The organism is Thauera carbonicopians (genome assembly GCF_025699485.1).
Lineage (GTDB): Bacteria > Pseudomonadota > Gammaproteobacteria > Burkholderiales > Rhodocyclaceae > Thauera.
In genome coordinates this window covers 43,637-66,112 of sequence record NZ_JANUXN010000008.1, presented here as the reverse complement: position 1 = coordinate 66,112, position 22,476 = coordinate 43,637, and the positions used below count along the sequence as shown (strand labels likewise).

Genomic DNA, 22,476 nt, shown 5'->3' with positions numbered 1-22,476 from the left:
GCCTCACAGCAAGCGCCGCGCCAGCACCGGCACGGCCGACGCCAGCAGCGCCACGCCGGATGCGGTCAGCAGCCCCAGCACGATCTGGCGGAAACGTTCCTCGCTGATGCCGGCATACAGCCGCGCGCCCAGCAGCACCGGTACCAGCACTGCCAGCGCCACGATGCCGAAGAACGGCAGATGGCGCGCCGTGACGAGGCCGGTGGCGAGATAAGTGCCCATGGTCACGGCGAGCATCGCCAGGTTGAAGTTCTGGACCACGGCGCGCAGTTCATCCTTGGGCCAGCCGCGCAGCGTGCCCCACAGCGTGGGCAGCACACCGGTGAAACCGCCGATGCCGCCCATCACCCCACCCGCAATGCCCACCGACGCATCGGCCAGCAGCCCGCCGCGCTCGATGCGCGGCAACTTGGCCGACATCAGCATGGCCGGGCACCAGAGCACCAGCAGCGTGCCCAGCACGGCCTTGAACAGCGCCACATCCAGATGCGGCAGCACCCACACCCCCAGCGGCACGCCCGCAAGCCCGCCCAGCGCGAAGGGCAGCAGCTTGGCCAGATCGAAGCCACGCCGCACCGTGACGGCGGCGATGATCTGGCCGGTGAGTCCGCCGAATACCGCTAGCACCGCCGCCAGGTGCGGGTCCAGCACCCAGGCCCAGATCGACATCGAGACCATGCCGAAGGCAAAACCCGACAGGCCTTGCACGAAGCCTGCCACCACGGCCCCTGCCGCCACCATGAAATAGATCGAATCCATGAACCCCGCCTTTTTCTGCCGTGCATTGTGGCCCTAAACGGACTACAGGCAGAAGCCGGCCACCTTGCACCCGGTACGATGCCAACTGTCCACTCGTTCTCCATGTGATGCCGACGACGGCAATTCAATCGCAAGCCGGGCAGCGGGCCGGCATCATCCAAGCACGTCGGTGACGAAATGCCGCACGACTTCGGTCAGCTCCATTTCCAGATACGCCAGGGTATGCGCCTCCTCGAAATGCCGCTTGAAAGCCGCCTCGTCCTCGAAGCGCTCCCACAGAAGAAAGCGCGTCGGCACCGCCGTGTCGTGATGCACCGTGAAGATCGAGCATCCCGGCTCGGCCAGGGTCCTGCGCACCAGGCCAGCGAGCGCCTGTCGCGCCGCTGCGACCCGGGAAGCATCCTTCAGCCGCAGCTCGGCGGTCACGTAGAAGCCTGGTTCAAACATGGTCCAGCGCTCCGAGCAGTTCATCCGTCGTCATGCTGCGGCCGAAGTGATGCACGACCTGCCCGATGACGTGCGCCTGCTGCTGCGCAGTGAAAGCGGGGGCAGCATCGCTGACCACGGTGACTTCATAGCCGAGATCGTGTGCATGGCGCAGCGTCGATTCGACGCAGACGTGCAGGGCGAAGCCGAGCAAGTACAAATGGTCGATGCCGTTGTTGCGCAGGTAGGGATCCAGGTTGGAGTTGGTGATGACGCTGGCACCCGAGCGGCCCGCGACGACGAACTCTCCACGCCTGGGCGTGAAGGGCTCCGGAAAGCGCACGCGCTCGGCGTCGCGCCAGGTGGCGGCGCCGGGTATCGCCCCCTTGAGACCCGACTTGCCTTCGCCCCTGCCGAAAACCAGGTAGTCGGGGTCTTCAGCCAGCATCAGGCCGGCATGCACGATGTTGGCATTCAGAGCCCTGGCACGCGCAATGATTCTTGCGGCATTGGCCACTGCGCCGTCGAACAGGGCCCGGTCCTGCATCATGCGGTTGAGCGGCCCGGCAGCGTCCAGCCATTCGTTCTGGAACTCGATGAACACGAAGGCGCTGCGCGCAAGCGCAGGCCTGCCGACGGACGCCGGGGATTCGATGGAACGGGTTGCAGTCATGCTCGATCTCCTTGGTAAAGGCAAAAAATGGCCGGCACGGCGCGGTGTCGTGCATGACCGGCAGCTAGCATGCACGTGCTGATGGCCGGCATCCGATACGGTATTGATTCATGGCTGAAATACAGCCAGCTACATATTTACGGCAATGATGCAGCGTCTCGCAAGCCTCCGCTTCGACTGTCCTGATATCCAGGAACTACTGTGCCACGCCCGCCTGATGCAGCTTGCTCATGAGCTGCTTCAGCAGCTGCCGCTCCTTCGCGCTGAAGTGGCGCATCAGATTCGCCACCCACGCGTAGTGTGCCGGCAACGCCTTGCCCAGCAGCGCCTCGCCCCGCTCCGCCAGCTTCACCAGCCAGGCGCGGCGGTCGTGCGGATCGGGTTCGCGCCGGCACAGGCATTCGCCCTCCATGCGGTCGATGATGCGTGTCATGGTCTGCGAAGTGACGCCCACACCCTGCGCCAGAGCCCCCACGCTCAGGCCGGCGGGTTTGCGCTTGAGCAGAATCAGCACGAAGAACTGCGACTGCGACAGGCCGCCATTGCGGGCAAGATTGCCCTCGAAGGCAGACAGCATCTCCTTGGTGGCCGAGGCCCACAGCAGCCAGGTGTGCAGGCCATCGACATCGGGGTTGCCATAGGCTTCGCCGAAGGCCGCGAGGGTGTCGTAACTGGGCAGGTCCTTGAGTTCGAACATGGAATTCATCCTTGGCTTAAATGTAGCTTACTACATAAATACCGGAACACGAACCGGTTTCTCGGCATCCGCTGGATGCCACCGGTGCGCGGTCCCCGGCGGCAACCCTCTTCCTGCCGCATGAAGCGGACACCTCTTGCGAATGCTCAGTCCTTGAAGATCAGGGCCTTCACCACGTTGGACACCGCCTTGCCGAACGCCTCGTGCTGTTCCGGATCGAGATGCACGCCATCGACCCTGCTCGATGCGGTGACGCTGCCCGCGTCGAAGAAATGGCAGCCGGCTTCATCGCAGACCTTTCGATAAGCGGCAGCCAGCCCGATGCACTTGGCCTCGCCGCCTTCGAATTTCGGCGCGATCGGCCCTTTCGGGCGCTCGATGGCCGGCGGCGCAATCACGAGAATGGGCGGCACCGGCATGCCGGGCTCGATGGGCGCAGTGCGGATGGCCGACACGAGGGCGAGGATGCCCTGGGACGAATGCCAGGCATTGTGTTCGTGCATCGATTGAAAGTCGTTCGTTCCAAGCATCAGGACGACCAGGTCGAGCGGCGAATGGATCTCCATCCGCTGCGCCAGGCCGACGAGGCCGTTGCGGCCCGGCTTGAACGGATCGCCCCACACGGTGCGCCGGCCATTCAGGCAGTCCTCGATGACGCGAACCCGCCGGCCTGAAGAACACAGCGACGCCTCCATGACCCCCGGCCAGCGCCGATCGAAATCCAGACGCTTGCGCGTCGTCGGGATGATTCCCCACGACAAGGAATCGGCATAGACAAGTATGTGGCGCATCCGGATGCTCTCCTGCGGGGTTCGGCCGATTGTACGCTGCGGGCTTCATGGGGCTGCACTGCAGCCCTTGCCGCAAATGTTGCCAGCCCTCGGGCATTCATGGATAATGCGCCGCACTGCTGCTGCGGCGCTTCATGAAGTTCCGCCAGATCAAACAGTTACGAAGGAAATCGGGCACTCTGCCTTCATTTCCGGTTTCAAGATCGAGGCTCGAGCGGGCCTCGATTCAGGAGTGGTAGTTCAGTTGGTTAGAATACCGGCCTGTCACGCCGGGGGTCGCGGGTTCGAGCCCCGTCCACTCCGCCAAAGCATTCGAAGGGTCAGCGCTGAAAAGTGCTGGCCCTTTTTCATTGTGCGCCCGGCAGGGGCGCCCTCCCGCGGGAGCAAGTCCCGGCGCTTCGGATACGCGCGGGCCATCAGGCGAAAAATGCCCCCACGCTCATCCGCTTCGCGGACTCGCTGCCCCTCAGGGGGCGCTTTTTGCCTTGGGGCGGCCCGGCGGACAAAAAAACAGGCGCGAAGCCGCCTTGTTTCCCGTCATGGCCGGAATCCCCGCTAAAGATTCGCCCCCATCGAGCCGATACAGGGCCGGCAGCAGATCGCCGCACATGTCACCGTGCCGCAGCCGTTTGCGCCCAACCCCAATGCATGATGGTTATCACAATGAAAATACAGACCAAGCTCGTCCTTGCTTTCGTCCTGGTCGCCTTTATCCCGGTCAGCCTGGTTGCCGTGATCTCGGTGTTGAACACCCGCAGCCAGGCGGTCGACCAGTTCATCGACAGCAGCACCCGCGAAATCCGCCAGATCGACGGCAATATCCGCCAGTTCTTCGACGCCGCCCAGCAGAACGTCGATCAGATGGCGGCCGATCCCGCATATACATGGGTCGACAGCCTGAAGGACTACCGCTCCGCCGATGCCGCCAGCCAGCCCATGCCGGCGGCGGCCCGGCAGGTGATCGATCAGTTCGCACGCTATGGCACCACCCACCCCTCGGCCGCGATCCTTTCCATCGGCCTGGAAGACGGCAGCTACGCCAAATGGCCGGACGACCCGCAGCTGGCGAACTACGATCCGCGCTCGCGCCCCTGGTACAAGGCCGCCATGGCCAGCCCGGGCAAGACGGTGCGCACGCCCGCCTACTATTACGACAAGGACGACATGGCGCTGGTCGGCACGGCCAGGGCGATGCTCGATGGCGCAGGCAAGGCCAAGGGCGTGTTCGTCGTGAGCGTTTCGCTGAAGAACCTCACCGAGCTGGTCAAGAGCATCAAGCTGGGTAAAAGCGGCTACGTGATGCTGATCGAGGACGGCATCGTGCTGGTCGACCCCCGGGATGCCGGGCACAATTTCAAGCAGCTCAAGGAGCTGGGCGCACCCTACGCCCAACTGGCCGCCACCACGCAGGGTTTCACCGAGGTGGAAATCGACGGCGTGCGCTACATGGCCAATATCTGGTCCTCGCCCGACCTCGGCTGGCGTTACGTGGGCCTGATCGAGCACGGCGAAGTCATGGGCGAGGCCACCCGCATGAGCTACCTGACGGCGGCCATCGTGGTGGTGCTGGCGATCGTCTTTGCCCTGATCGCAGCGGTGTTCTCCAGAGTGATCGTCAAGCCCATCGGCCAGGTCAGCGCCGGGCTGCAGTCGATTTCCCAGGGCGATGGCGATCTGCGCCGCGATCTCGAGGTCCAGGGCAAGGACGAAACCGCGGAACTGGCGGGCTGGTTCAACAAGTTTCTCGCCGCGATACGCCAGTTGATCCAGCGCATCGGCGCGGCATCGACCAGGCTGCAGGACGCCTCGCGGGTCAACAGCGACGTTGCCGGCAACATGCACCAGGCGGCCGGGCGCCAGCGCGAAGCGGCGGAACTGGTGTCCACCGCGTTCAAGGAGATGGTCGCCACCGCCAACGAAGTGGCCCGTTCGTGCAGCAATGCCGCCGACTCCGCCGAGAACGGACATCGTCGTGTCGCCGAGGGCAAGCAGCAGATCGAGTTGAGCACCGAGAACGTCAACCGCCTGGGCAGCCGCCTGGCCGAGTCGTCCCGGGCCATGGTGGAGCTGGAGGAAGGCAGCCGCAACATCAACCAGATTCTGGACACCATCCGCGCCATCGCCGAACAAACCAACCTGCTGGCGCTGAATGCGGCGATCGAGGCCGCCAGGGCAGGCGAGCAGGGGCGTGGATTTGCCGTGGTTGCGGATGAAGTGAGGGTTCTGGCCAAGCGCACCTCCGACTCCACCGGCGAAATCGTCCAGTTGCTCAACACCTTCGGCAGCAAGACCAACGAGGTCTCGCAGAAAATGGAAAGCTGCCTGGATCTGTCGCGTGCCAGCGTGTCGTCGATCGAGAATGCGCGGGAGAGCTTCGAAGGCATCCAGCTGTCGGTCGATGAAATCCGGGACCAGAACCTGCAGATATCGGCCGCAGCGGAGGAGCAGCACCGGGTGGCCGAAGAGATCAACCAGCATATCCAGCAGATCTACGACGAAGCGCAGCTGGTCGAGCGCCTGGCCAGCTCTGCACAGGAGGATTCCGGGCGGCTGTCGCAGCTATCGGATGAGTTGAACGGGCTGGTGGGGCGTTTCAAGTCGTAGATCGGGAGCCGCTTCGGCGTCGGCGTCGGCGCCCGCTCGCGGAGTCGGCCGTGCACGCGCACCGCCCGCTCCGCCACATTCATCCCGGAAAAGGGCTGCGATCACACGCAGCCCTTTTTTCTTCATCCCACTGCCTCCATCCTGCCTCACCCCTTCTTGCCGGCGGCTTCGCATACCGCCGTCTCGCCCATGTCCCGCACGCGCGGGCGCGGCACGGCTTCCTGCGGCCAGGTCGCCCAGTCGGGATCGGGCAGTTCGGCGAACACCCGGCGCAGGTTGGCGCCCCACTGGTTGTGGATCATGTCGAAATAGGGATTGTCGGCATCGATGCTGACGTGGCGCGTCACCTTCAGGCTGTCGCGCTTGTAGATCAGCAGGTCCAGCGGCAGGCCGACGGACAGGTTCGAGCGGATCGTCGAATCCATCGAGATCAGCGCGCACTTGGCGGCTTCGTCGAGCGAGGTGCGGCAATTGACCACGCGGTCGACGATCGGCTTGCCGTACTTGGATTCGCCGATCTGGAAGTAGGGCGTGTCGCTGGAGGCCTCGATGAAGTTGCCGGCGGCGTAGATGCTGAACAGCCGCGGCGGCTCGTCGGCGATCTGGCCGCAGAGGATGAAGGAGGCGTTGAATTCGACGCCGAACTGCTGCAAGGCTTCGGCATCGCGCTGATGCACGCGACGGATGGTGTCGCCGACCAGGCGCGCGCATTCGAACATGGTCGGCGCGCTCCACAGGCTCTGGCGGTCCTGTACCGCGGCATGTTCGCGCAGGATGTTGATGACCGCCTGGGTGATGGCGAGGTTGCCGGCGCTCATCAACACCAGCACCCGGTCGCCGGCACGCTCGAAGACGGTCATCTTGCGGAAGGTGTTGATATGGTCGACGCCCGCGTTGGTGCGGGAATCGGACAGACAGACGAGTCCCTCGTCGAGGCACATCGCAACGCAATAAGTCATGCGGGCAGTCCTGTCGGGTCATTGTTCGGCGCCGCCGGTCCACGAGCAAACCGAGGGCGGCGCCAGGAAGCGTTCAGGCGGCGACCGGAACGAGAAAGTTGTCGCCGATGCGATCCCCCAGCCGGTTGATGCGCTCGAGGAAGCGCTCGAGCCAGGGGTGCAGGCCGGTGTCGAAGATGTCGTCCATGCGGCCGTAGTGCAGCGTGGCATGGAGTTCGCCGGCCTGGCGCGCGGCTTCGGCCGAGTGCAGGTTGGCGATCTCGCCGAGGATGTCGTTGACCTCGTCGACGCAGGCATGCAGCGAGCGCGGCATGGCGTGGTTGAGGATCAGCAGTTCGGCGACCTTGTAGGGCGTGATGACATCGCGGTAGACGTGGCGGTAGGTCTCGAAGGCCGACACCGAGCGCAGCAGCGCGCCCCACTGGTAGTAGTCGGTGGTGCCGGTCGGACTCTCGGTCTGCGGCAGCAGGTTGTGGTACTTCACGTCGAGCAGGCGCGCGGTGTTGTCGGCACGTTCGAGGAAGGTGCCCAGGCGCACGAACTGGAAGGCGTCGTCGTGCAGCATGGTGCCGAAGGTGACGCCGCGCAGCAGATGGGAGCGGAATTTCACCCACTCGAAGAACTCGCCGAGATCGGTCACCTGCAGCTTTTCCGGCGTCATGTCGCGGATTTCGAGCCAGGTGGCGTTGGTGGTTTCCCACATTTCCGCGGTCAGCGTGCCGCGCACCGCGTGCGCATTCTCGCGCGCCGCACGCAGGCAGTTCCACACGCTCGACAGGTTGTCGCGGTCGAGCACGACGAACTCGATGACGTCACGCGCCGTCAGCGGCCGTCCGCTGCGGGCGTAGGCGTCGGTCAGTTCGCTGATGGCGAGGATCGCGCCCCAGCCGTCGTCGCTGCTGCCGTTGTTGCGCGGCAGCAGCGACATCCGGTAAGAAACGTCGAGCATGCGCACGGTGTTTTCCGCACGTTCGGTATAACGCGCCATCCAGTAGAGGTGATCGGCGGTACGGCTCAGCATGATCGTTCTCCCAGCTTCATCGGATATGGGGTACGGACGGGGACAGGCGGCTGAAGGCAGGTGAGCGGCCTCAGCCGACCACCCAGGTATCCTTGGTGCCGCCGCCCTGCGAGGAATTCACCACCAGCGAACCGGCCTGCATCGCCACCCGCGTCAGGCCGCCGGGCACCATGCGGATCTCCTTGCCGCCCGACAGTACGAAGGGGCGCAGGTCGATGTGGCGCGGCGCGATGCCGGCTTCGACGAAAGTCGGACAGGTCGACAAGGACAGCGTCGGCTGGGCGATGTATTTCTCCGGCGCGGCGACGATGAGCTGGCGGAAATGCTCGATCTCGGCCTTGGTCGCCGCCGGCCCGACCAGCATGCCGTAGCCGCCGGCGCCGTGGACTTCCTTCACCACCAGCTCGGGCAGGTGCGCGAGCGTATAGGCGAGGTCCTCCTCGTTGCGCAGCATGTAGGTGGGCACGTTGTTGAGGATGGGTTCCTCGCCCAGGTAGAAGCGCACCATCTCCGGCACGTAGGGGTAGATCGACTTGTCGTCGGCGACGCCGGTGCCGACCGCGTTGGCCAGCGTCACCCGGCCGGCGCGGTAGGCCGACATCAGGCCGGGCACGCCGAGCATGGAATCGGCGCGGAACACCTGCGGATCGAGGAAGTCGTCGTCGATGCGGCGGTAGATCACGTCCACCCGGCGCGGCCCCTGGGTGGTGCGCATGTAGACCGTGTCGTCCTTGACGAACAGGTCCTGGCCTTCGACCAGTTCGATCCCCATCTGCTGGGCCAGGAAGCTGTGCTCGAAGTAGGCGCTGTTGTAGGCGCCCGGCGTCAGCAGCACCGCAGTGGGGTCGAGCACGCCCTCGGGCGCGACCGCGCGCAGCGTCTCCAGCAGCAGGTCGGGGTAGTGTTCCACCGGCTGCACGCGGTAGCGCGAGAACAGGTCGGGGAACAGCCGCATCATCATCTTGCGGTTCTCGATCAGGTAGCTGACGCCCGAGGGCACGCGCAGGTTGTCCTCCAGCACGTAGTACTCGCCCTTGCCGTCGGCGCCCGCGGCGCGCACCAGGTCGATGCCGGCAATCATCGCGTACAGCCCGCCGGGCACGTCCACACCCTTCATCTCGGTGCGGAACTGGGCATTGTTCAGCACCAGGTCGGACGGCATGCGGCCGGCGCGCAGGATTTCCTGGTCGTGATAGACGTCGGTCAGGAAGGCGTTGAGCGCCCTCACGCGCTGGCGCAGACCGGCTTCGAGCGCCGTCCATTCATCGCCGGGGATGATGCGCGGCAGCAGATCGAACGGGATCAGCCGCTCCTTGCCGCCGTCGGCGCCATAGACATTGAAGGTGATGCCGACGCGGTGGAAGGCGACGTCGGCCTCGCCGCGCTTGCGCTCGATGCGTTCGCGCGGCATCCGTTCGAGCCAGTCGGCGTAGCTGCGGTAATGGGCGCGCACCGAACCATCGGCGGCATACATTTCGTCATAGGGTTTCGCTGCGGTCATTTTGATGTCTGCGATCATTGTCGGACTCCCTTGCGCGCTACCACAGCAGAAAGCGTGCCAAGCCGCTGGCGGGCGCGAAATACCGCGCCGCGGCGCAATTGCCCGGCGTGCACCTCGCTGGTGCGCACCAGCCTGGCATGCGATGCATCATGCTGGTGCATCGGATTCGCCGCAGCCCGGCGCCGCTGGCGGCACCGCTACCGGCATCACCGTCACCGCGACGTCCGCGGCGTGGCTGGCGCCGCCCAGGATCACGCCGCGCAGCGGGCAGACGTCGCCATAATCGCGCCCCCAGGCCAGCGTGATGTGGCCCTGAGCCGGCTGCACGGCGTTGGTGGGGTCGAACTCCACCCAGCCGATGCCCGGGCACCACACCGCGACCCAGGCATGCGAGGCGTCGGCGCCGATCAGCCGCGGCTGCCCCGGCGGCGGCTCGGTGAGCAGGTAGCCCGACAGGTAGCGCGCCGCCAGCCCGAGTGAGCGCAGGCAGGCGATCATCAGATGGGAAAAGTCCTGGCACACGCCGTGGCGTTCGGCGAAAACCTCGGCCACCGGCGTGGCGACGCTGGTGGCCGCCGGGTCGAAGCGGAATTCGGCATGGATCAGCGAGGACAGCGCCTGCGCCGCTTCCAGCAGCGGCCGGCCGGGGGTGAAGCAGCGCGCGGCATAGGCGGCATAGGTCGCGGTTTCCTCGCCGAGCTGCACGAAGGGCGAGGCGAAGCGGTACTGGCCGGCATCGCGCGCATCGACCTGCAAGGGCGCATGGCCCGACAGCGCATCGCGCAGATGGTCGCGCGCGGCTTCCCACGGCAGGCTCTGCGCCGGCTCGGGCCAGTCCTGCCGCTGCACGCCGACCCGGCTCACCGCCCGCACGCTCAGCCGTTCGTGCGGCGCATACAGGCCGAAGCGCGTCGTCGGGTTGCCGAAGAAGTCCGGGCGCTCGCTGCGCGTGGACGGCTCGGGCGAAATCGTCAGGCGATGCGCGAACAGGCGCTGGCGAGGCATCGCACGCGGGCTCAGGTGGGCGATCTGCTGCGACAGCAGCACCGGGCTGGCGTAGCGGTAGGTGGTGTCGTGGGTGATCTCGTAGCAGTGCATCGACGCTTCGTCCGCCGCCGGCACGCATGGATCTTCAGCGCGAGGCGGTTGCATGACTGCGCGCGTCCAGATGGGTGAAGTAGCGGTGGGAAATGCCGTCGGCCAGTGCATTGCCGGCGCCCCAGATGCGCCGCAGCAGCGAAGCGACAGTTTGCCGCGCCTCGGCCGCGGCTGGCTTGCGCGGATCGAGCGCCAGCCTTTCGAAGCAGTCGCAGTCGCGTTCGGCATCCAGCTCGGCCAGCAGCGCCTGCAAGGGCTCGCCGAGCGAGCGGCCGCCCGGCAGGCGGCCGACATGCTCGATCAGCGACTCGATCTGGTAGCGCAGCGCGCGCGGATTGTCGGGGTCGAACATCACCAGCTCGGCGACCGGCCGCGGCGCGAGTCCGCGCGTGTTGCGGCTGCGGTAACGGATCTCGCCGTCGGTGACGGCCAGCAGCGCTTCCAGCGCACCCTGCTCCGGCACCGTCAGCAGCGCGGCCAGCGCCGAAGTCAGGAACTGCAGGCGCTCGATGCGGCGGCCGATGGACAGGAAGCGCCAGCCGGCATCGCGCGGCATGCTCTCGATGACGAAGCCCGACAGCGTCACCAGCGACAGCAGCGACTCGTCCAGGCGATGCATCGCGTCGCCCAGGCCTGGCGTGCTTGGCGCAGGCGTGGCGAATTCGGCCAGGCGATTGTAGATGCGCCAGCTGTCCGGCGACAGCCGGTCGCGCAGCTGGGCCGCCAGGCGCAGCACGCCACGCAGGCTGGTCACCACGCTGCCGCTCTGGCTTTCGTCGAACAACGCACCCGCCAGCCGCTCGATGCCGCACTCCGCAGCAAGGGGGCCATCCTCGGGTGGCGGCACAGGCCGTGCCGGCGCAGCGCCGTCCTGCGCCGCTGCCTCTCCCCGGGCACTCCTGTCCTGGACGGCCCTTTCCTCAGCGGCCTCTTCGCCGGCGGACAGCCGCAGGCCGCAGCGCTCGCACAGGCTGGCCAGCGCCGCCAGCGTCGGCGTCGCCCATGGCCCGGCATCATCGTTGCGTGCCTTCGCCACGGGGCGATCGAACTCCACCAGGCCACCGAGCCGCCTCAGGGTTTCACGCCCCAGGCGTGCCGAACCGTCGGCACGCTCGCTGTAGCGGCCGAGCCAGAAGAAGTTCTCGGCGACCCGGCTCGCCAGCCCGGGCAGCGGCATGTCGAGCTCGCGCGGCGCGAGCTGGCCGGGCACCGCGGACACCGGCCGGCGCACCGTCGATACCGCGCCACCCAGCACCCAGGCATCCTTGCTGCCGCCGCCGTGCTGCATCGACACCACGCGCATGTCGGTTTCGGGGGCGACGCGCACCAGGCCGCCCGGCATCACGCGGAAGCCGTCGGGCGAGGCGGCGACGAACACCCGCAGGCCGATGTTGCGCGCCACCAGCCCGCCGGCGGCCTCGCCGGCCTCCTCCCGCTCGTCGGCCAGCACCGGCGCCTGCGAGATATTCACCATTTCCTGCGCGACGAAGTCGAAAGGCCGCTCGGCGATGCGAGCGGCCAGCGCCGCCAGTTCCGCCGGCGGCAGGTCGCGGCAGAACACCGGCCCGCCGCGCATCGCCGGATAGGCCGGCTTGACCACCAGTTCGCCCAGTCGCGACAGCGCATGGGCACAGGCCGCGGCCTCGCCGCACCACCAGGTCGCCACCGACGGCATCTTCAGTTTCTGCCCGAGCAGGTGCTCGGCCAGCCGCGGCAGATAACCGAGCAGCGCGCCGGTTTCGAGAATGCCGCTGCCGAGCGCGTTCGCCACCGTCACGCCGCCGGCACGCACCGCCGCCACCAGCCCGGCCACGCCGAGCGCCGAATCGTCGCGCAGTTCGAGCGGGTCGCACCAGATGTCGTCCACCCGGCGCAGGATCACATGCACCCGGCGCAGGCCATCCAGCGTGCGCAGGAAGACCTGTTCGTCGCGCACCGTCAGGTCCTGGCCTTCGACCAGCGGGAACCCCATCTCGCGGGCGAGGAAGGCGTGCTCGAAGTAGGTTTCGTTGTACGGCCCGGGCGTCAGCACCACGATCAGCGGTGCCTCGCCCGCTGCCGATCCCAGGGGTGCCAGCGCGGCGAGGCTGTCGCGGAAATCCTCGAAGAAAGGCGCCAGCGGCTGCGCGCCGGCGGCGCGATAGAGTTCCGGCAGCGCCCGTGCCACCACGCCGCGATTCTCCAGCGCATAACCGGCGCCGGACGGCGCCTGGGTGCGATCGGCCACCACCCACCAGCGGCCGTCGGGCGAGCGCGCGAGATCCACCGCATAGAGGTGCAGGAACAGGTCGCGCGGCTGCTTGACGCCCACCAGCGGCCGCAGGAAGCCACTGTGGCCATAGATCAGCGCCGGCGGGATCAGCCCCTGCTGCAGCAGGTTCTGCTCGCCGTAGAGGTCGGCGAGGATCAGGTTGAACAGCGTCGCGCGCTGGATCACCGCGGCCTCGATCTGCGCCCATTCCGCCGCCGGCAGGATGTAGGGCAGCAGGTCGAGGTCCCACGGCCGCTCGAAGCCGCGCGGGTCGGCATAGACGTTGTAGGTGATGCCGTTCTCGTGCACCAGCCGGCGCAGCGCCGCCCGCCGCGCCTCGGTCTCGGCCGGCGGCATCGCCGCCAGCTGGTGGAAGAAGTCGCGCCAGTGCGGCCGCACCACCACCACGCTGCCGATGCGCTGGCACAGTTCGTCGTAGCGGTCCGGCCGCGCGGCGTAGTGCGCGAGCAGTTCGGGCGGGCTCTGCGGCTGAAGCTGCATGGCGTCCTCAGCCCTGGCGGCGCAGGTCGAGGGTGAAGGGGAAGTCGGCGTTGCGTGTCGCCGGCGCAGGCTCGATGCGGCCCGGCGTGTGGCCGGTGGTGGTGAAACGCACCAGCCGGCGGCCTTCGGCCTCATAAGGATTGACCGGATAGGTCTCGTGATTGCGGCCGCCCGGGTGGGCGACGTGATACACGCAGCCGCCCATCGAACGCTGCATCCAGCCGTCGACCAGGTCGAAGGTCAGCGGTGCATGCACGCCGATGGTCGGGTGCAGGCAGGACGGCGGCTGCCAGGCACGGTAGCGCACACCGGCGACGAACTCGCCGACGATGCCGGTGGGCTGCAGCGGTATCGCACGGCCGTTGCAGCTCAGCACATGGCGATCGTCGTTGAGGCCGCTGACCTTGACCTGCAGCCGCTCGACCGAGGAATCGACGTAGCGCACCGTACCGCCGACCGAGCCTTCCTCGCCCATCACGTTCCAGGGTTCGAGCGCCATGCGCAGTTCGACCTGCACCCCGCGCGCGGCGAACTCGCCGTACTTCGGGAAGCGGAACTCGAAATGCGGCGCGAACCAGTCGAATTCCATCGGATAGCCGAATTCGCGCAACTCGTCGATGACGTCGCGGAAGTCCTCCGCCACCCAGTGCGGCAGCAGGAAGCGGTCGTGCAGCTCGGTGCCCCAGCGCCGCAGCCGATCCGGCGCGTAGGGCTGCTGCCAGAAGCGGGCGATCAGCGCGCGCAGCAGCAGTTGCTGGGCTAGGCTCATGCGCGCATGCGGCGGCATCTCGAAGGCGCGCAGTTCCAGCAGGCCGAGCCGGCCGGTGGGGCCGTCGGGGCTGTAGAGCTTGTCGATGCAGAACTCGGCGCGGTGGGTATTGCCGGTGGCGTCGATCAGCAGGTTGCGCAGCAGGCGGTCGATCAGCCAGGGCGGCACCTGGACGCCGGGGTCGGGGAACTGCTGGAAGGCGACTTCCAGTTCGTGCACCGAATCGTGGCGGGCCTCGTCGACACGCGGCGCCTGCGAGGTCGGGCCGATGAAGAGACCCGAGAACAGGTAGGACAGGCTGGGATGGTTGTGCCAGTAGCTGACCAGGCTGCGCAGCAGGTCGGGCCGGCGCAGGAAAGGCGAATCCACCGGCGTGGCGCCGCCGAGCACGAAGTGGTTGCCGCCGCCGGTGCCGGTGTGGCGGCCGTCGAGCATGAACTTCTCGGTCGACAGGCGCGACTGGTGGGCTTCCTCGTACAGCGTGGTGGTGCGCTCGACGAGTTCGTCCCAGTTGCCCGCCGGATGGATGTTGACCTCGATCACGCCCGGGTCGGGGGTGATGCGGAAGTGCGACAGGCGCGGGTCGGACGGCGGCTCGTAGCCTTCGAGCACGACCGGCAGGGCGAACTCCTCGGCCGTGGCTTCGATCGCGGCGACGACTTCGAGGTAGTCTTCCAGCGCCGCGGTGGGCGGCATGAAGATGTACAGCAGGCCGCCGCGCGGCTCGGCGCAGATCGCGCTGCGGGTGATCCAGCCGGCGGATTCGTAGGGGCCGGGCGGGCGGGCCGGGTCGTAGCGCTCGTCGCGGCTGGCCAGCGCCGCGGTGTCGGCGCCCGGCAGCGGCATCGCCGCCTCGCCATCGACGTCGTGCTGGCCGGCATGCTCGATACGCCCCGGCGTCCAGCCGCCGGCATGCGCCTCGAAACCGAGGCCGCTGTCGGCACCGATCGTCACGCCCGTCGGCTGCAGTTGATGGCGCAAGGCCGCATGGGCCGGCAACACCGGAAAAGCCTGGTTGGGGTCGATCTGATGGATCCACGGGTAGTCGCCCTTGCCGGCCCAGGGCTGGGAATCCAGCGGCAGGCGGTAGCCGATCGGCGAATCGCCCGGGATCAGGTACAGGCGCTCGGCGCGCAGGAACCACGGCCCGCTCTGCCAGCGCTGCGGACCGGTGTGGCTGCGCACGATCGGCAGCACGTAGCCGATGACCTCCTTCAGGCCCTGCTCGAAGATCTTGGCCAGGCGGGCGCGCTCCAGCGGGTCGTCGACGCGCGAATCGTGCGGATCGACGTTGGTCGGCAGCTTGCGCTCGCGCCACAGGTAGTACCAGGCATCCTCGAAGGCCGGCATCATCCACTTGCCGGCAACCCCGAGGCGTTCGGCGACGCGGGCGAGGAAATCGCCTGCAGTCTTCTCATCCACCCGGGTGCCGGAGAGTTCGCGCGCAAACAGGTCCGGGTCGCGCCACAGCGGCTCGCCGTCCTTGCGCCAGTAGCAGTTCAGCGACCAGCGCGGCAGTTGCTCGCCCGGATACCACTTGCCCTGGCCGAAATGCAGCAGACCCTGCGGCGCATAGTGGTCCTTGAGCCGGAACATCAGGTTCTCGGCCAGCGTGCGCTTGCTCGGTTTGCTGGTGTCGCGGTTGAAGGGGTCGAGCGCATCGCCGTTCCAGGCCGCGCCGTCGCGATCGTCCAGGGACACGAAAGTCGGCTCGCCGCCCTGGGTCAGGCGCACGTCGCTGGCATCCAGGTCGCCGTCGATGCGGTGGCCGAGGGCTTCGATCGCTTCCCACTGCTCTTCGGTATAGGGCTTGGTGACGCGCGGCGCCTCCCACACCCGCTCGACCTTCATGTGGTGCTCGAACTCGCATTCGCACTCGTCGGAGAACCCGGTGATCGGCGCCGCCGAGGACGGTTCGGGCGAGCAGGCGAGCGGAATGTGGCCTTCGCCGGCGAACAGGCCGGAAGTCGGATCCAGCCCGACCCAGCCGGCGCCGGGCAGATAGACCTCGCACCAGGCGTGCAGGTCGGTGAAGTCCACTTCGGTGCCCGAGGGGCCATCGAGCGACTTCACGTCGGGCGTCAGCTGGATCAGGTAGCCCGACACGAAACGCGCTGCCAGCCCCAGGTGGCGCAGCAGCTGCACCAGCAGCCAGGCCGAGTCGCGGCAGGAGCCGCTCGCCAGGCTCAGCGTTTCTTCCGGCGTCTGCACGCCGGGTTCCATCCGCACCAGGTAGCGGATGTCCTGCTGCAGGCGCTGGTTGAGCGCGACGAGGAAATCGACGCTGGCCTGCGGCTCGCGCGGAATCGAGGCCAGGTAAGCCTCGAACTTCGGCCCCAGCACCCCGGCAGGGGCCTTGACCAGATAGGGCGCCAATTCGACGAGTTGGCCGTCGTCGTAATCGAAGGGGATTTCCTTGGCGCTCGGCTCGAGAAAGAAGTCGAAGGGATTGATCACCGACATCTCGGCGACCAGATCGACTTCGACGCGGAACTCGGTGGTCTTTTCCGGGAACACCAGCCGCGCCAGGTAATTCGACTGGGGATCCTGCTGCCAGTTGATGAAATGCTCCGCCGGCTCCACTTTCAGCGAATAGGCATGGATCGGCGTGCGGCTGTGGGGCGCCGGGCGCAGGCGGACGACCTGCGGCGACAGCGCCACCGGGCGGTCGTAACGGTAATGGGTGATGTGATTCAGCTTGACGTGGATGGACACGAGAGCCTCGCAGGACACGGTTGAGCGACAGCCTGCTCCACAGCAAGAACCGTGCGCATCCGCAAACCATGGCCACGCCCGCACGATTCATCGGCAGCCATCCTCTTTCACGCACCCGGAATGCACATCGCGCACCACGGCGGTGCATGAGCCACAGACCCCGGGGGAACTGGCAGAATCCCGGGGGATCGGACATCGGAACCCGCAGGTGCAGGGCACTCCGTCCCCCCACGCCATGAACCGGAACACGCCCCCCTCCTCGCTGCCGCGCAACCTCGCCATCGCCTATGCGGCGCTGATGGCCTACGCCTGCCTGTATCCGCTGGCGGGCTGGCGCGACAGCGGACTGCCGCTGTTCGACTATCTGTGGGCGCCATGGCCGCGCTATTTCATCCTCGAAGACTTCCTGTTCAACATCCTCGGCTACCTGCCCTTCGGCTTCCTCGCCGCCGCCGCGCTGCCGGCGGGCAGACCGGCCTGGCGCGGCGTCGCACGGATCACCGTGCTGGCGGCACTGCTGAGCCTGGGCCTGGAAACCCTGCAGAACCTGCTGCCGAGCCGCATCGCCAGCAACCTCGACATCGGCGCCAACATCCTGGGCGGTCTGCTCGGCGCGATGCTGGGGATACGCTGGGGGCAGGACTGGTTCGGCCCCCGCGGCATCATCCATCGCTGGCGCACGGCCTGGATCATCGGCGGCCGCACCGGCGAAGCCGGCCTGGTCCTGCTCGCGCTGTGGCTGCTGAGCCAGCTCAGCGCCACCGACCTGCTGTTTTCCAGCGGCAATCTGCGCCAGTTGCTCGGCATCGCCGCGCCGCTGCCGTTCAGCCCCGAACGCTTCATCGCCTTCGACACCGCGCTGACCGCGGCCTCGATCCTGGCCGTCGGCCTCTTCGCCCGCTGCATGATGCGCGCGCGCAACCCGCTGCCGATCGTGCTGCTGCTGGCGCTGGGCATCGCCGCCAAGAGCGTGGCCACCGCCACCTTCTTCGAACCCAGCGCACCGCTGGCCTGGCTGACGCCGGGCGCCGAGCGGGGGCTGGCGATCGGCAGCGCGCTGCTGGCCGCCGCCTTGCTGCTGCCCCGCCTCGCCCAGCACGCGCTGGCCGGCACCGCGCTGCTGGGCGCCACCGCCCTGGTCAACCTGATGCCCGACAATCCCTATCTGGCCTACAACCGGCAGCTCGCCCAGTTGAGCAACGTGCTGAACTTCCATGGCCTGACCGAATGGGTCGACAGCCTGTGGCCCTTTGCCGCGCTGGCCTACCTGTCGGCGCTCGGCCTGTGGCGCGGCGAACATCTGACCGCAAAGGCAGGCGAACGGCGCCAGGGCCTATAATCGCCACTGTCTTTCCGCGTGGCCGGCCCGCTCCCGCGCCGGCCCCCCCGATCTGCGCCTCTTTGCGAAACCACCGGACACCATGAGCTATTTCAAGCACCACGTCTTCTTCTGCTGCAACCAGCGCGCCGGCGGCGAGACCTGTTGCAACGACCATCGCGCCAGCGAACTGCAGGCCTACGCCAAGGACCGCTGCACCTCGCTCGGCCTGCGCGGCAAGGGCAGCGTGCGGATCAACAAGGCCGGCTGCCTGGGCCGCTGCGACGACGGCCCGGTGCTGGTGGTCTACCCCGACAATGTCTGGTACACCTTCGTGGACGAGGAAGACATCGACGACATCATCGACAACCATCTGGTGCATGGCCGCATCGTCGAGCGCCTGCGCCTGCCGGAGGAAGCATGAGCCGCTCCCTGCCCACCGAGTCCGCGCTGCTGCGCGGCGCCGAAGGCCATATCGAAGTCCTGATCGATGCGCCGGAAACCGTGCGCGGCATCGCCCTGGTGTGCCACCCGCACCCGCTGTTCGGCGGCGCCAACACCAACAAGGTGGCGCACACCCTGGCGCGCTGCTACCGCGACCTCGGCTTCGCCGCGATCCGGCCGAACTTCCGCGGCGTGGGCCAGAGCGAAGGCAAGCACGACGAAGGCGTCGGCGAGACCGAGGACATGCTGTCGGTGATCAGCTGGGCGCAGTCGCGCTGGGGCAGCCTGCCGCTGGCGCTGGGCGGCTTCTCCTTCGGCGGCTACGTGCAGGTGCGCGTCGCCAACCACCTCGCCGACGGCATCGCGCCGCCGCGGCAACTGATCCTGGTCGGCACCGCCGCCGGCGACACCACCGGCAGCGGCCGCCACTACCAGACGCCGGCGGTGCCGAAGAACGTTCCGACGCTGCTGATCCACGGCGAGAACGACGAAACCGTGGCGCTGGCCAACGTGCTCGAGTGGGCGCGGCCGCAGGATCTGCCGGTGATCGTGGTGCCGGGCGCCGACCATTTCTTCCACGGCAAGCTGCACATCATCCGCGAGCTCATCGCCCGCAACGTAGCCCACGCCGACAAAGGCTGAACGCGCCCGCCAGCGGCATGCCCGGCCGGGCGCCGCCGCTCATCGCTTGGCGTCCGCGGGCATCGCCGGCTTGCAGGCGAGCTCGACCTCGACGCACAGGCCACGTCCGCCGGGGCCGTCCTTCATGTTCACGCGGCCGCCGTGGGCATCGCAGATTTCGCGCACGATCGACAGCCCCAGCCCGCTGCCCTCGCTGTCGCCCTGGCCGAGGATGCGGTAGAAGCGGTGGAACACGTTCTCGCGCTCGGCCTCGGGAATGCCGGGGCCCTGGTCGCAGACGCTGATCATCGCCTGCCCGTCGAAGGCGGCCAGCGCCAGCGTGACCTGGCTCTCGGCCGGGCTGTAGCGGATCGCGTTGTCCAGCAGGTTGGCCACCATCTCGCGCAACATCGGCCCGTTGCCCTCGATCGGAACGGCGCGGCCCAGCCCTTCGAAGGCGAGATCGATTCCCTTGGTCAGGGCCAGCGGCACCAGGTCCATCGCCACGTCCTTCACCAGCGCATCGAGATCGACTGTCGTGCGCTCGCCGATGAAGCCGTCGTCGGACTCCGCGCGCGACATCGTCAGCATCTGGTTGACCAGCCGCCGGGCGCTGCGGATGCTCCTGTGCAGGCTGGCGAAGGTATCCAGCATCTCTTCCGGATCGGACAGCCGCAGGCCGTATTCGGCCTGGGTGCCGAGAACCGCGAGCGGGGTGCGGATCTGGTGCGCGGCATCGGCCAGGAAGCGGCGGCGGGCGACGAGCATGGCCGACAGCCGCTCCATGTGGTGGTTGATGGCGTCGATCAGCGGCGCGACTTCGCTCGGCACCTTGTCCGCCGCCACCGGCATCAGATCCTCCGCATCGCGCCGGCGCATGGTGTCGCGCAGTTCGAGCAGCGGACGGAAGGCCGAATCCAGCGCCAGCACCATGACGATGCCGCCCACCAGGATCAGCGCGAGCTGGAGGCGCATGCTGTCCAGGAACAGGTCGCGGGCGAGCGCATTGCGGGTGTCGGTGGTTTCCGCGAACAGGATTGTCACCCAGTCGTCCACCGGCACTGCCGGGTCGTAGAGCCGCTTGCGCATCGCCGCCAGCCGCACCGCATAACCACGATAGGCGGCATCGAAGATGCGGATCTCGCCGATGTCCGGCAGCTCCTGCGGCGGGAGCAGGTCGCCATAGCCGGTCAGCACCGTGCCGGCAGCGTCGATCACGGCATGGTAGATGCGCTCCTGCGCAGCATCCTCGAACGCGACATAGGGAATGTCGAGCTGTATTTCACCGTCGAGCGAATGCACGCGCTCGGCCACGGCACGGATCGAGGCGGTGAGCGAGCTGTCGTAGGCGCGATTGACGCCTTCGAGCGCACTGCGGTAGGACAGCAGCGCATTGATGCCCAGCAGCACGGCCAGCGGCGGCAGCAGCCACAGCGCGATGCGCCGACGCAGACTGCCGCGGGCCGGATGGTCGGCGGGCGACTTCAATCCTTGCCCGCCTCGGTCAGCAGGTAACCGAGTCCGCGCAGGGTGCTGATGGCGACGCCCGAGCCTTCGAGCTTCTTGCGCAGGCGGGAGATGTAGATCTCGATGGCCTCGACGCGGGCATCGGCATCGAAGTCGAACACCTTCTCGAACAGGGCTTCGCGCGCCACCGGACGGCCGCTGCGCGACAGCAGGACTTCCAGCACCGCCAGTTCGCGCGGCGTCAGCGCCAGCGCCCTGCCGTCGACCCATGCCAGCCGCGCCGTGGTGTCGAACATCAGCCGGCCGATGCGCACCATCGGCACGAGGTTGCCGCTGCGGCGCAGCAGCGCCTTGATGCGGGCTTCCAGTTCGGCGAAATCGAAGGGCTTGGCCAGGTAGTCGTCGGCGCCGAGGTTGAGGCCGCACACGCGCTCCTCGGTGGCGCCGCGCGCGGTCAGCACCAGCACCGGAGTGGGCGCGCCCTGCTGGCGCTCGCGCAGGCGGCGCAGCACGTCCAGCCCGTCCATGCCCGGCAGCGACAGATCGAGAATCACCAGATCGTAGGACTGTGTGCGCAGCGCCAGGTCGGCGTGGTCGCCGCGTTCGAGCACGTCGACCACGTAGCCGGCCTGGCACAGCGTCCTGCGGACCCATTCGGCCAGTTCGGTATGGTCTTCGACGAGCAGCAGGCGCATGGGATTGAAAGTGAGCAGAAAGCCGGATGTGGGAATATTGACCCAAAATGGCAACAGGGCCAATCGACCCGACGCACAAAAATGGACAAACCTCGAATACGCCGGACGCTTGCGATCCTGCTCGGCCTGGCGTGCGGCAGCACGCCTGCGCAGGAGCCGCCGCCGCGAGCGCAGCGCGAGGCCAGGGTCGTCGTTTATGCCAATACCGACCAGAGCATCGTCCAGCCGCTGATCGACGATTTCGAGGCCAGCCATCCGGGTATCCGGGTCGAATATCACGACATGAACTCGACCGAGCTGTATCACCGCATCGTCGCCGAGGCCGCCGCCGGCACGCCGTATGCCGACGTCGCCTGGAGTTCGGCGATGGACCTGCAGTTGAAGTTGGTCAACGACGGCTACGCCCAGCCCTACCGTTCAGCGCAGACCGCGGCGCTGCCGGCCTGGGCCTCGTGGAAGAGCGAGGCCTTCGGCACCACCTACGAACCGGCCGCGATCGTCTATGACCGGCGCGCACTCTCTGCCGAGGAAGCACCCGACACCCACAGCGCCCTGATCCGTCTGCTCGACGACCAGCCCGAGCGCTTCCGCCACCGCATCGCCAGCTACGACCCGGAACGCTCCGGCCTCGGGCTGCTGCTGCATACGCAGGACGCACAGGCGAATCCCACCGCCTTCTGGAGGTTGGCCGAGCAGATGGGCGCGCTGGGCCTGGAGCGCCACGTCTCGACCGAGGACATGCTCGACCGCGTCGCCGCCGGCAAGGTGAGGATCGCCTACAACGTGCTCGGCTCCTATGCCAGCAAGCGCGCCCAGCAGGACTCCGCGCTGGGCGTGATCTGGCCGCGCGACTACACGCTGGTGCTGTCGCGCGTCGCCTTCATCATGCGCGACGCACGCAATCCGCCGGCGGCCCGCCTGTGGCTGGACCACACGCTGTCCGTACACGGCCAGGCCCTGCTGGTGAAGAACCTGGGGCTGTTCTCGATCCGTACCGACAACAACGCCGACACCGCGACGGCAATGCTGCGCGCGCGGCTGAGCCACGCCTTCCGGCCGATCGCGATCGGCCCCGGCCTGCTCGCCTATCAGGATCAGGCCAAGCAGCGGGCCTTCCTGCGCCAGTGGGCGGAAGCGACGCGCTCCCCGCTCTGAACACGCCACCA

18 protein-coding genes and 1 tRNA gene are annotated in these 22,476 nt (G+C 67.6%); 6 read left to right on the top strand and 13 right to left on the bottom strand.

Features of this window, described 5'->3' with window-relative positions; all coding sequences use genetic code 11:
- Positions 1-3 precede the first annotated feature (3 nt).
- The 5 genes from NX068_RS11985 to NX068_RS11965 form a co-directional block, all read right to left on the bottom strand.
- Entirely contained in the window at positions 4-759 is a 756-nt protein-coding gene (locus tag NX068_RS11985) for a sulfite exporter TauE/SafE family protein (RefSeq protein ID WP_263461494.1), read from the bottom strand.
- A 153-nt stretch (positions 760-912) separates the two neighbouring features.
- Positions 913-1,206, bottom strand: coding sequence for a putative quinol monooxygenase (locus NX068_RS11980; protein WP_263461493.1), 294 nt, complete (start codon positions 1,204-1,206; stop codon positions 913-915).
- Positions 1,199-1,858: a cysteine hydrolase family protein gene (locus tag NX068_RS11975; RefSeq protein WP_263461492.1), complete on the bottom strand. Its 660-nt coding sequence runs from the start codon at positions 1,856-1,858 to the stop codon at positions 1,199-1,201. The genes NX068_RS11980 and NX068_RS11975 overlap by 8 nt, the downstream gene beginning before the upstream one ends.
- A gap of 196 nt (positions 1,859-2,054) precedes the next feature.
- Positions 2,055-2,555, bottom strand: coding sequence for a MarR family winged helix-turn-helix transcriptional regulator (locus tag NX068_RS11970; protein WP_263461491.1), 501 nt, complete (start codon positions 2,553-2,555; stop codon positions 2,055-2,057).
- Positions 2,556-2,701: 146 nt separating this feature from the next.
- Positions 2,702-3,346: an SGNH/GDSL hydrolase family protein gene (locus NX068_RS11965; protein WP_263461490.1), complete on the bottom strand. Its 645-nt coding sequence runs from the start codon at positions 3,344-3,346 to the stop codon at positions 2,702-2,704.
- A 229-nt stretch (positions 3,347-3,575) separates the two neighbouring features.
- Between NX068_RS11965 and NX068_RS11960 the strand changes: the two genes are divergently transcribed.
- A tRNA-Asp gene (locus NX068_RS11960) sits at positions 3,576-3,652 on the top strand.
- Between the two features lie 357 nt (positions 3,653-4,009).
- Entirely contained in the window at positions 4,010-5,950 is a 1,941-nt protein-coding gene (locus NX068_RS11955; protein ID WP_263461489.1) for a methyl-accepting chemotaxis protein, read from the top strand.
- Positions 5,951-6,096: 146 nt separating this feature from the next.
- Here the strand turns inward: NX068_RS11955 and NX068_RS11950 are convergent, their stop codons facing one another.
- The 6 genes from NX068_RS11950 to NX068_RS11925 all read right to left on the bottom strand — a co-directional run bounded on the left by NX068_RS11950 (position 6,097) and on the right by NX068_RS11925 (position 16,765).
- A complete protein-coding gene (locus tag NX068_RS11950) occupies positions 6,097-6,909 on the bottom strand; it encodes a proteasome-type protease (protein WP_263461488.1) in 813 nt (270 codons plus the stop codon).
- A gap of 73 nt (positions 6,910-6,982) precedes the next feature.
- The gene (locus tag NX068_RS11945) at positions 6,983-7,930 is read right to left on the bottom strand and encodes an alpha-E domain-containing protein (protein ID WP_068635811.1); all 948 of its coding nucleotides are present in this window, start codon (positions 7,928-7,930) and stop codon (positions 6,983-6,985) included.
- A gap of 70 nt (positions 7,931-8,000) precedes the next feature.
- The gene (locus NX068_RS11940) at positions 8,001-9,431 is read right to left on the bottom strand and encodes a circularly permuted type 2 ATP-grasp protein (RefSeq protein ID WP_263461599.1); all 1,431 of its coding nucleotides are present in this window, start codon (positions 9,429-9,431) and stop codon (positions 8,001-8,003) included.
- Between the two features lie 147 nt (positions 9,432-9,578).
- The gene (locus NX068_RS11935; RefSeq protein ID WP_263461598.1) at positions 9,579-10,529 is read right to left on the bottom strand and encodes a transglutaminase family protein; all 951 of its coding nucleotides are present in this window, start codon (positions 10,527-10,529) and stop codon (positions 9,579-9,581) included.
- Positions 10,530-10,563: 34 nt separating this feature from the next.
- Entirely contained in the window at positions 10,564-13,281 is a 2,718-nt protein-coding gene (locus NX068_RS11930; RefSeq protein WP_263461487.1) for a circularly permuted type 2 ATP-grasp protein, read from the bottom strand.
- 7 nt (positions 13,282-13,288) lie between these two features.
- Positions 13,289-16,765 carry a transglutaminase family protein gene (locus tag NX068_RS11925; RefSeq protein WP_263461486.1) on the bottom strand — a complete coding sequence of 1,159 codons (3,477 nt, stop codon included), beginning with the start codon at positions 16,763-16,765 and terminating at the stop codon, positions 13,289-13,291.
- Between the two features lie 235 nt (positions 16,766-17,000).
- On the opposite strand from NX068_RS11925, the gene NX068_RS11920 reads away from it, so the two are divergent.
- From NX068_RS11920 to NX068_RS11910, 3 genes are all read left to right on the top strand, one after another.
- Positions 17,001-18,104, top strand: coding sequence for a VanZ family protein (locus NX068_RS11920; protein ID WP_263461485.1), 1,104 nt, complete (start codon positions 17,001-17,003; stop codon positions 18,102-18,104).
- An 82-nt stretch (positions 18,105-18,186) separates the two neighbouring features.
- On the top strand, positions 18,187-18,507 hold the full coding sequence (locus NX068_RS11915; protein ID WP_068635815.1) for a (2Fe-2S) ferredoxin domain-containing protein: 321 nt from the start codon (positions 18,187-18,189) through the stop codon (positions 18,505-18,507).
- Positions 18,504-19,169 carry an alpha/beta hydrolase gene (locus NX068_RS11910; protein WP_263461484.1) on the top strand — a complete coding sequence of 222 codons (666 nt, stop codon included), beginning with the start codon at positions 18,504-18,506 and terminating at the stop codon, positions 19,167-19,169. The genes NX068_RS11915 and NX068_RS11910 overlap by 4 nt, the downstream gene beginning before the upstream one ends.
- A gap of 39 nt (positions 19,170-19,208) precedes the next feature.
- Here the strand turns inward: NX068_RS11910 and NX068_RS11905 are convergent, their stop codons facing one another.
- Both NX068_RS11905 and NX068_RS11900 read right to left on the bottom strand, forming a co-directional pair.
- Positions 19,209-20,636 carry a sensor histidine kinase gene (locus tag NX068_RS11905; RefSeq protein WP_263461483.1) on the bottom strand — a complete coding sequence of 476 codons (1,428 nt, stop codon included), beginning with the start codon at positions 20,634-20,636 and terminating at the stop codon, positions 19,209-19,211.
- Positions 20,633-21,310 (bottom strand): response regulator, encoded by a 678-nt coding sequence (locus NX068_RS11900; RefSeq protein WP_263461482.1) that lies wholly within the window; start codon positions 21,308-21,310, stop codon positions 20,633-20,635. Before NX068_RS11900 ends, NX068_RS11905 begins: the two co-directional genes overlap by 4 nt.
- 81 nt (positions 21,311-21,391) lie before the next feature.
- Here NX068_RS11900 and NX068_RS11895 point away from each other — a divergent pair, with 81 nt between their 5' ends.
- On the top strand, positions 21,392-22,465 hold the full coding sequence (locus NX068_RS11895) for an ABC transporter substrate-binding protein (protein ID WP_263461481.1): 1,074 nt from the start codon (positions 21,392-21,394) through the stop codon (positions 22,463-22,465).
- Positions 22,466-22,476: the final 11 nt, after the last annotated feature.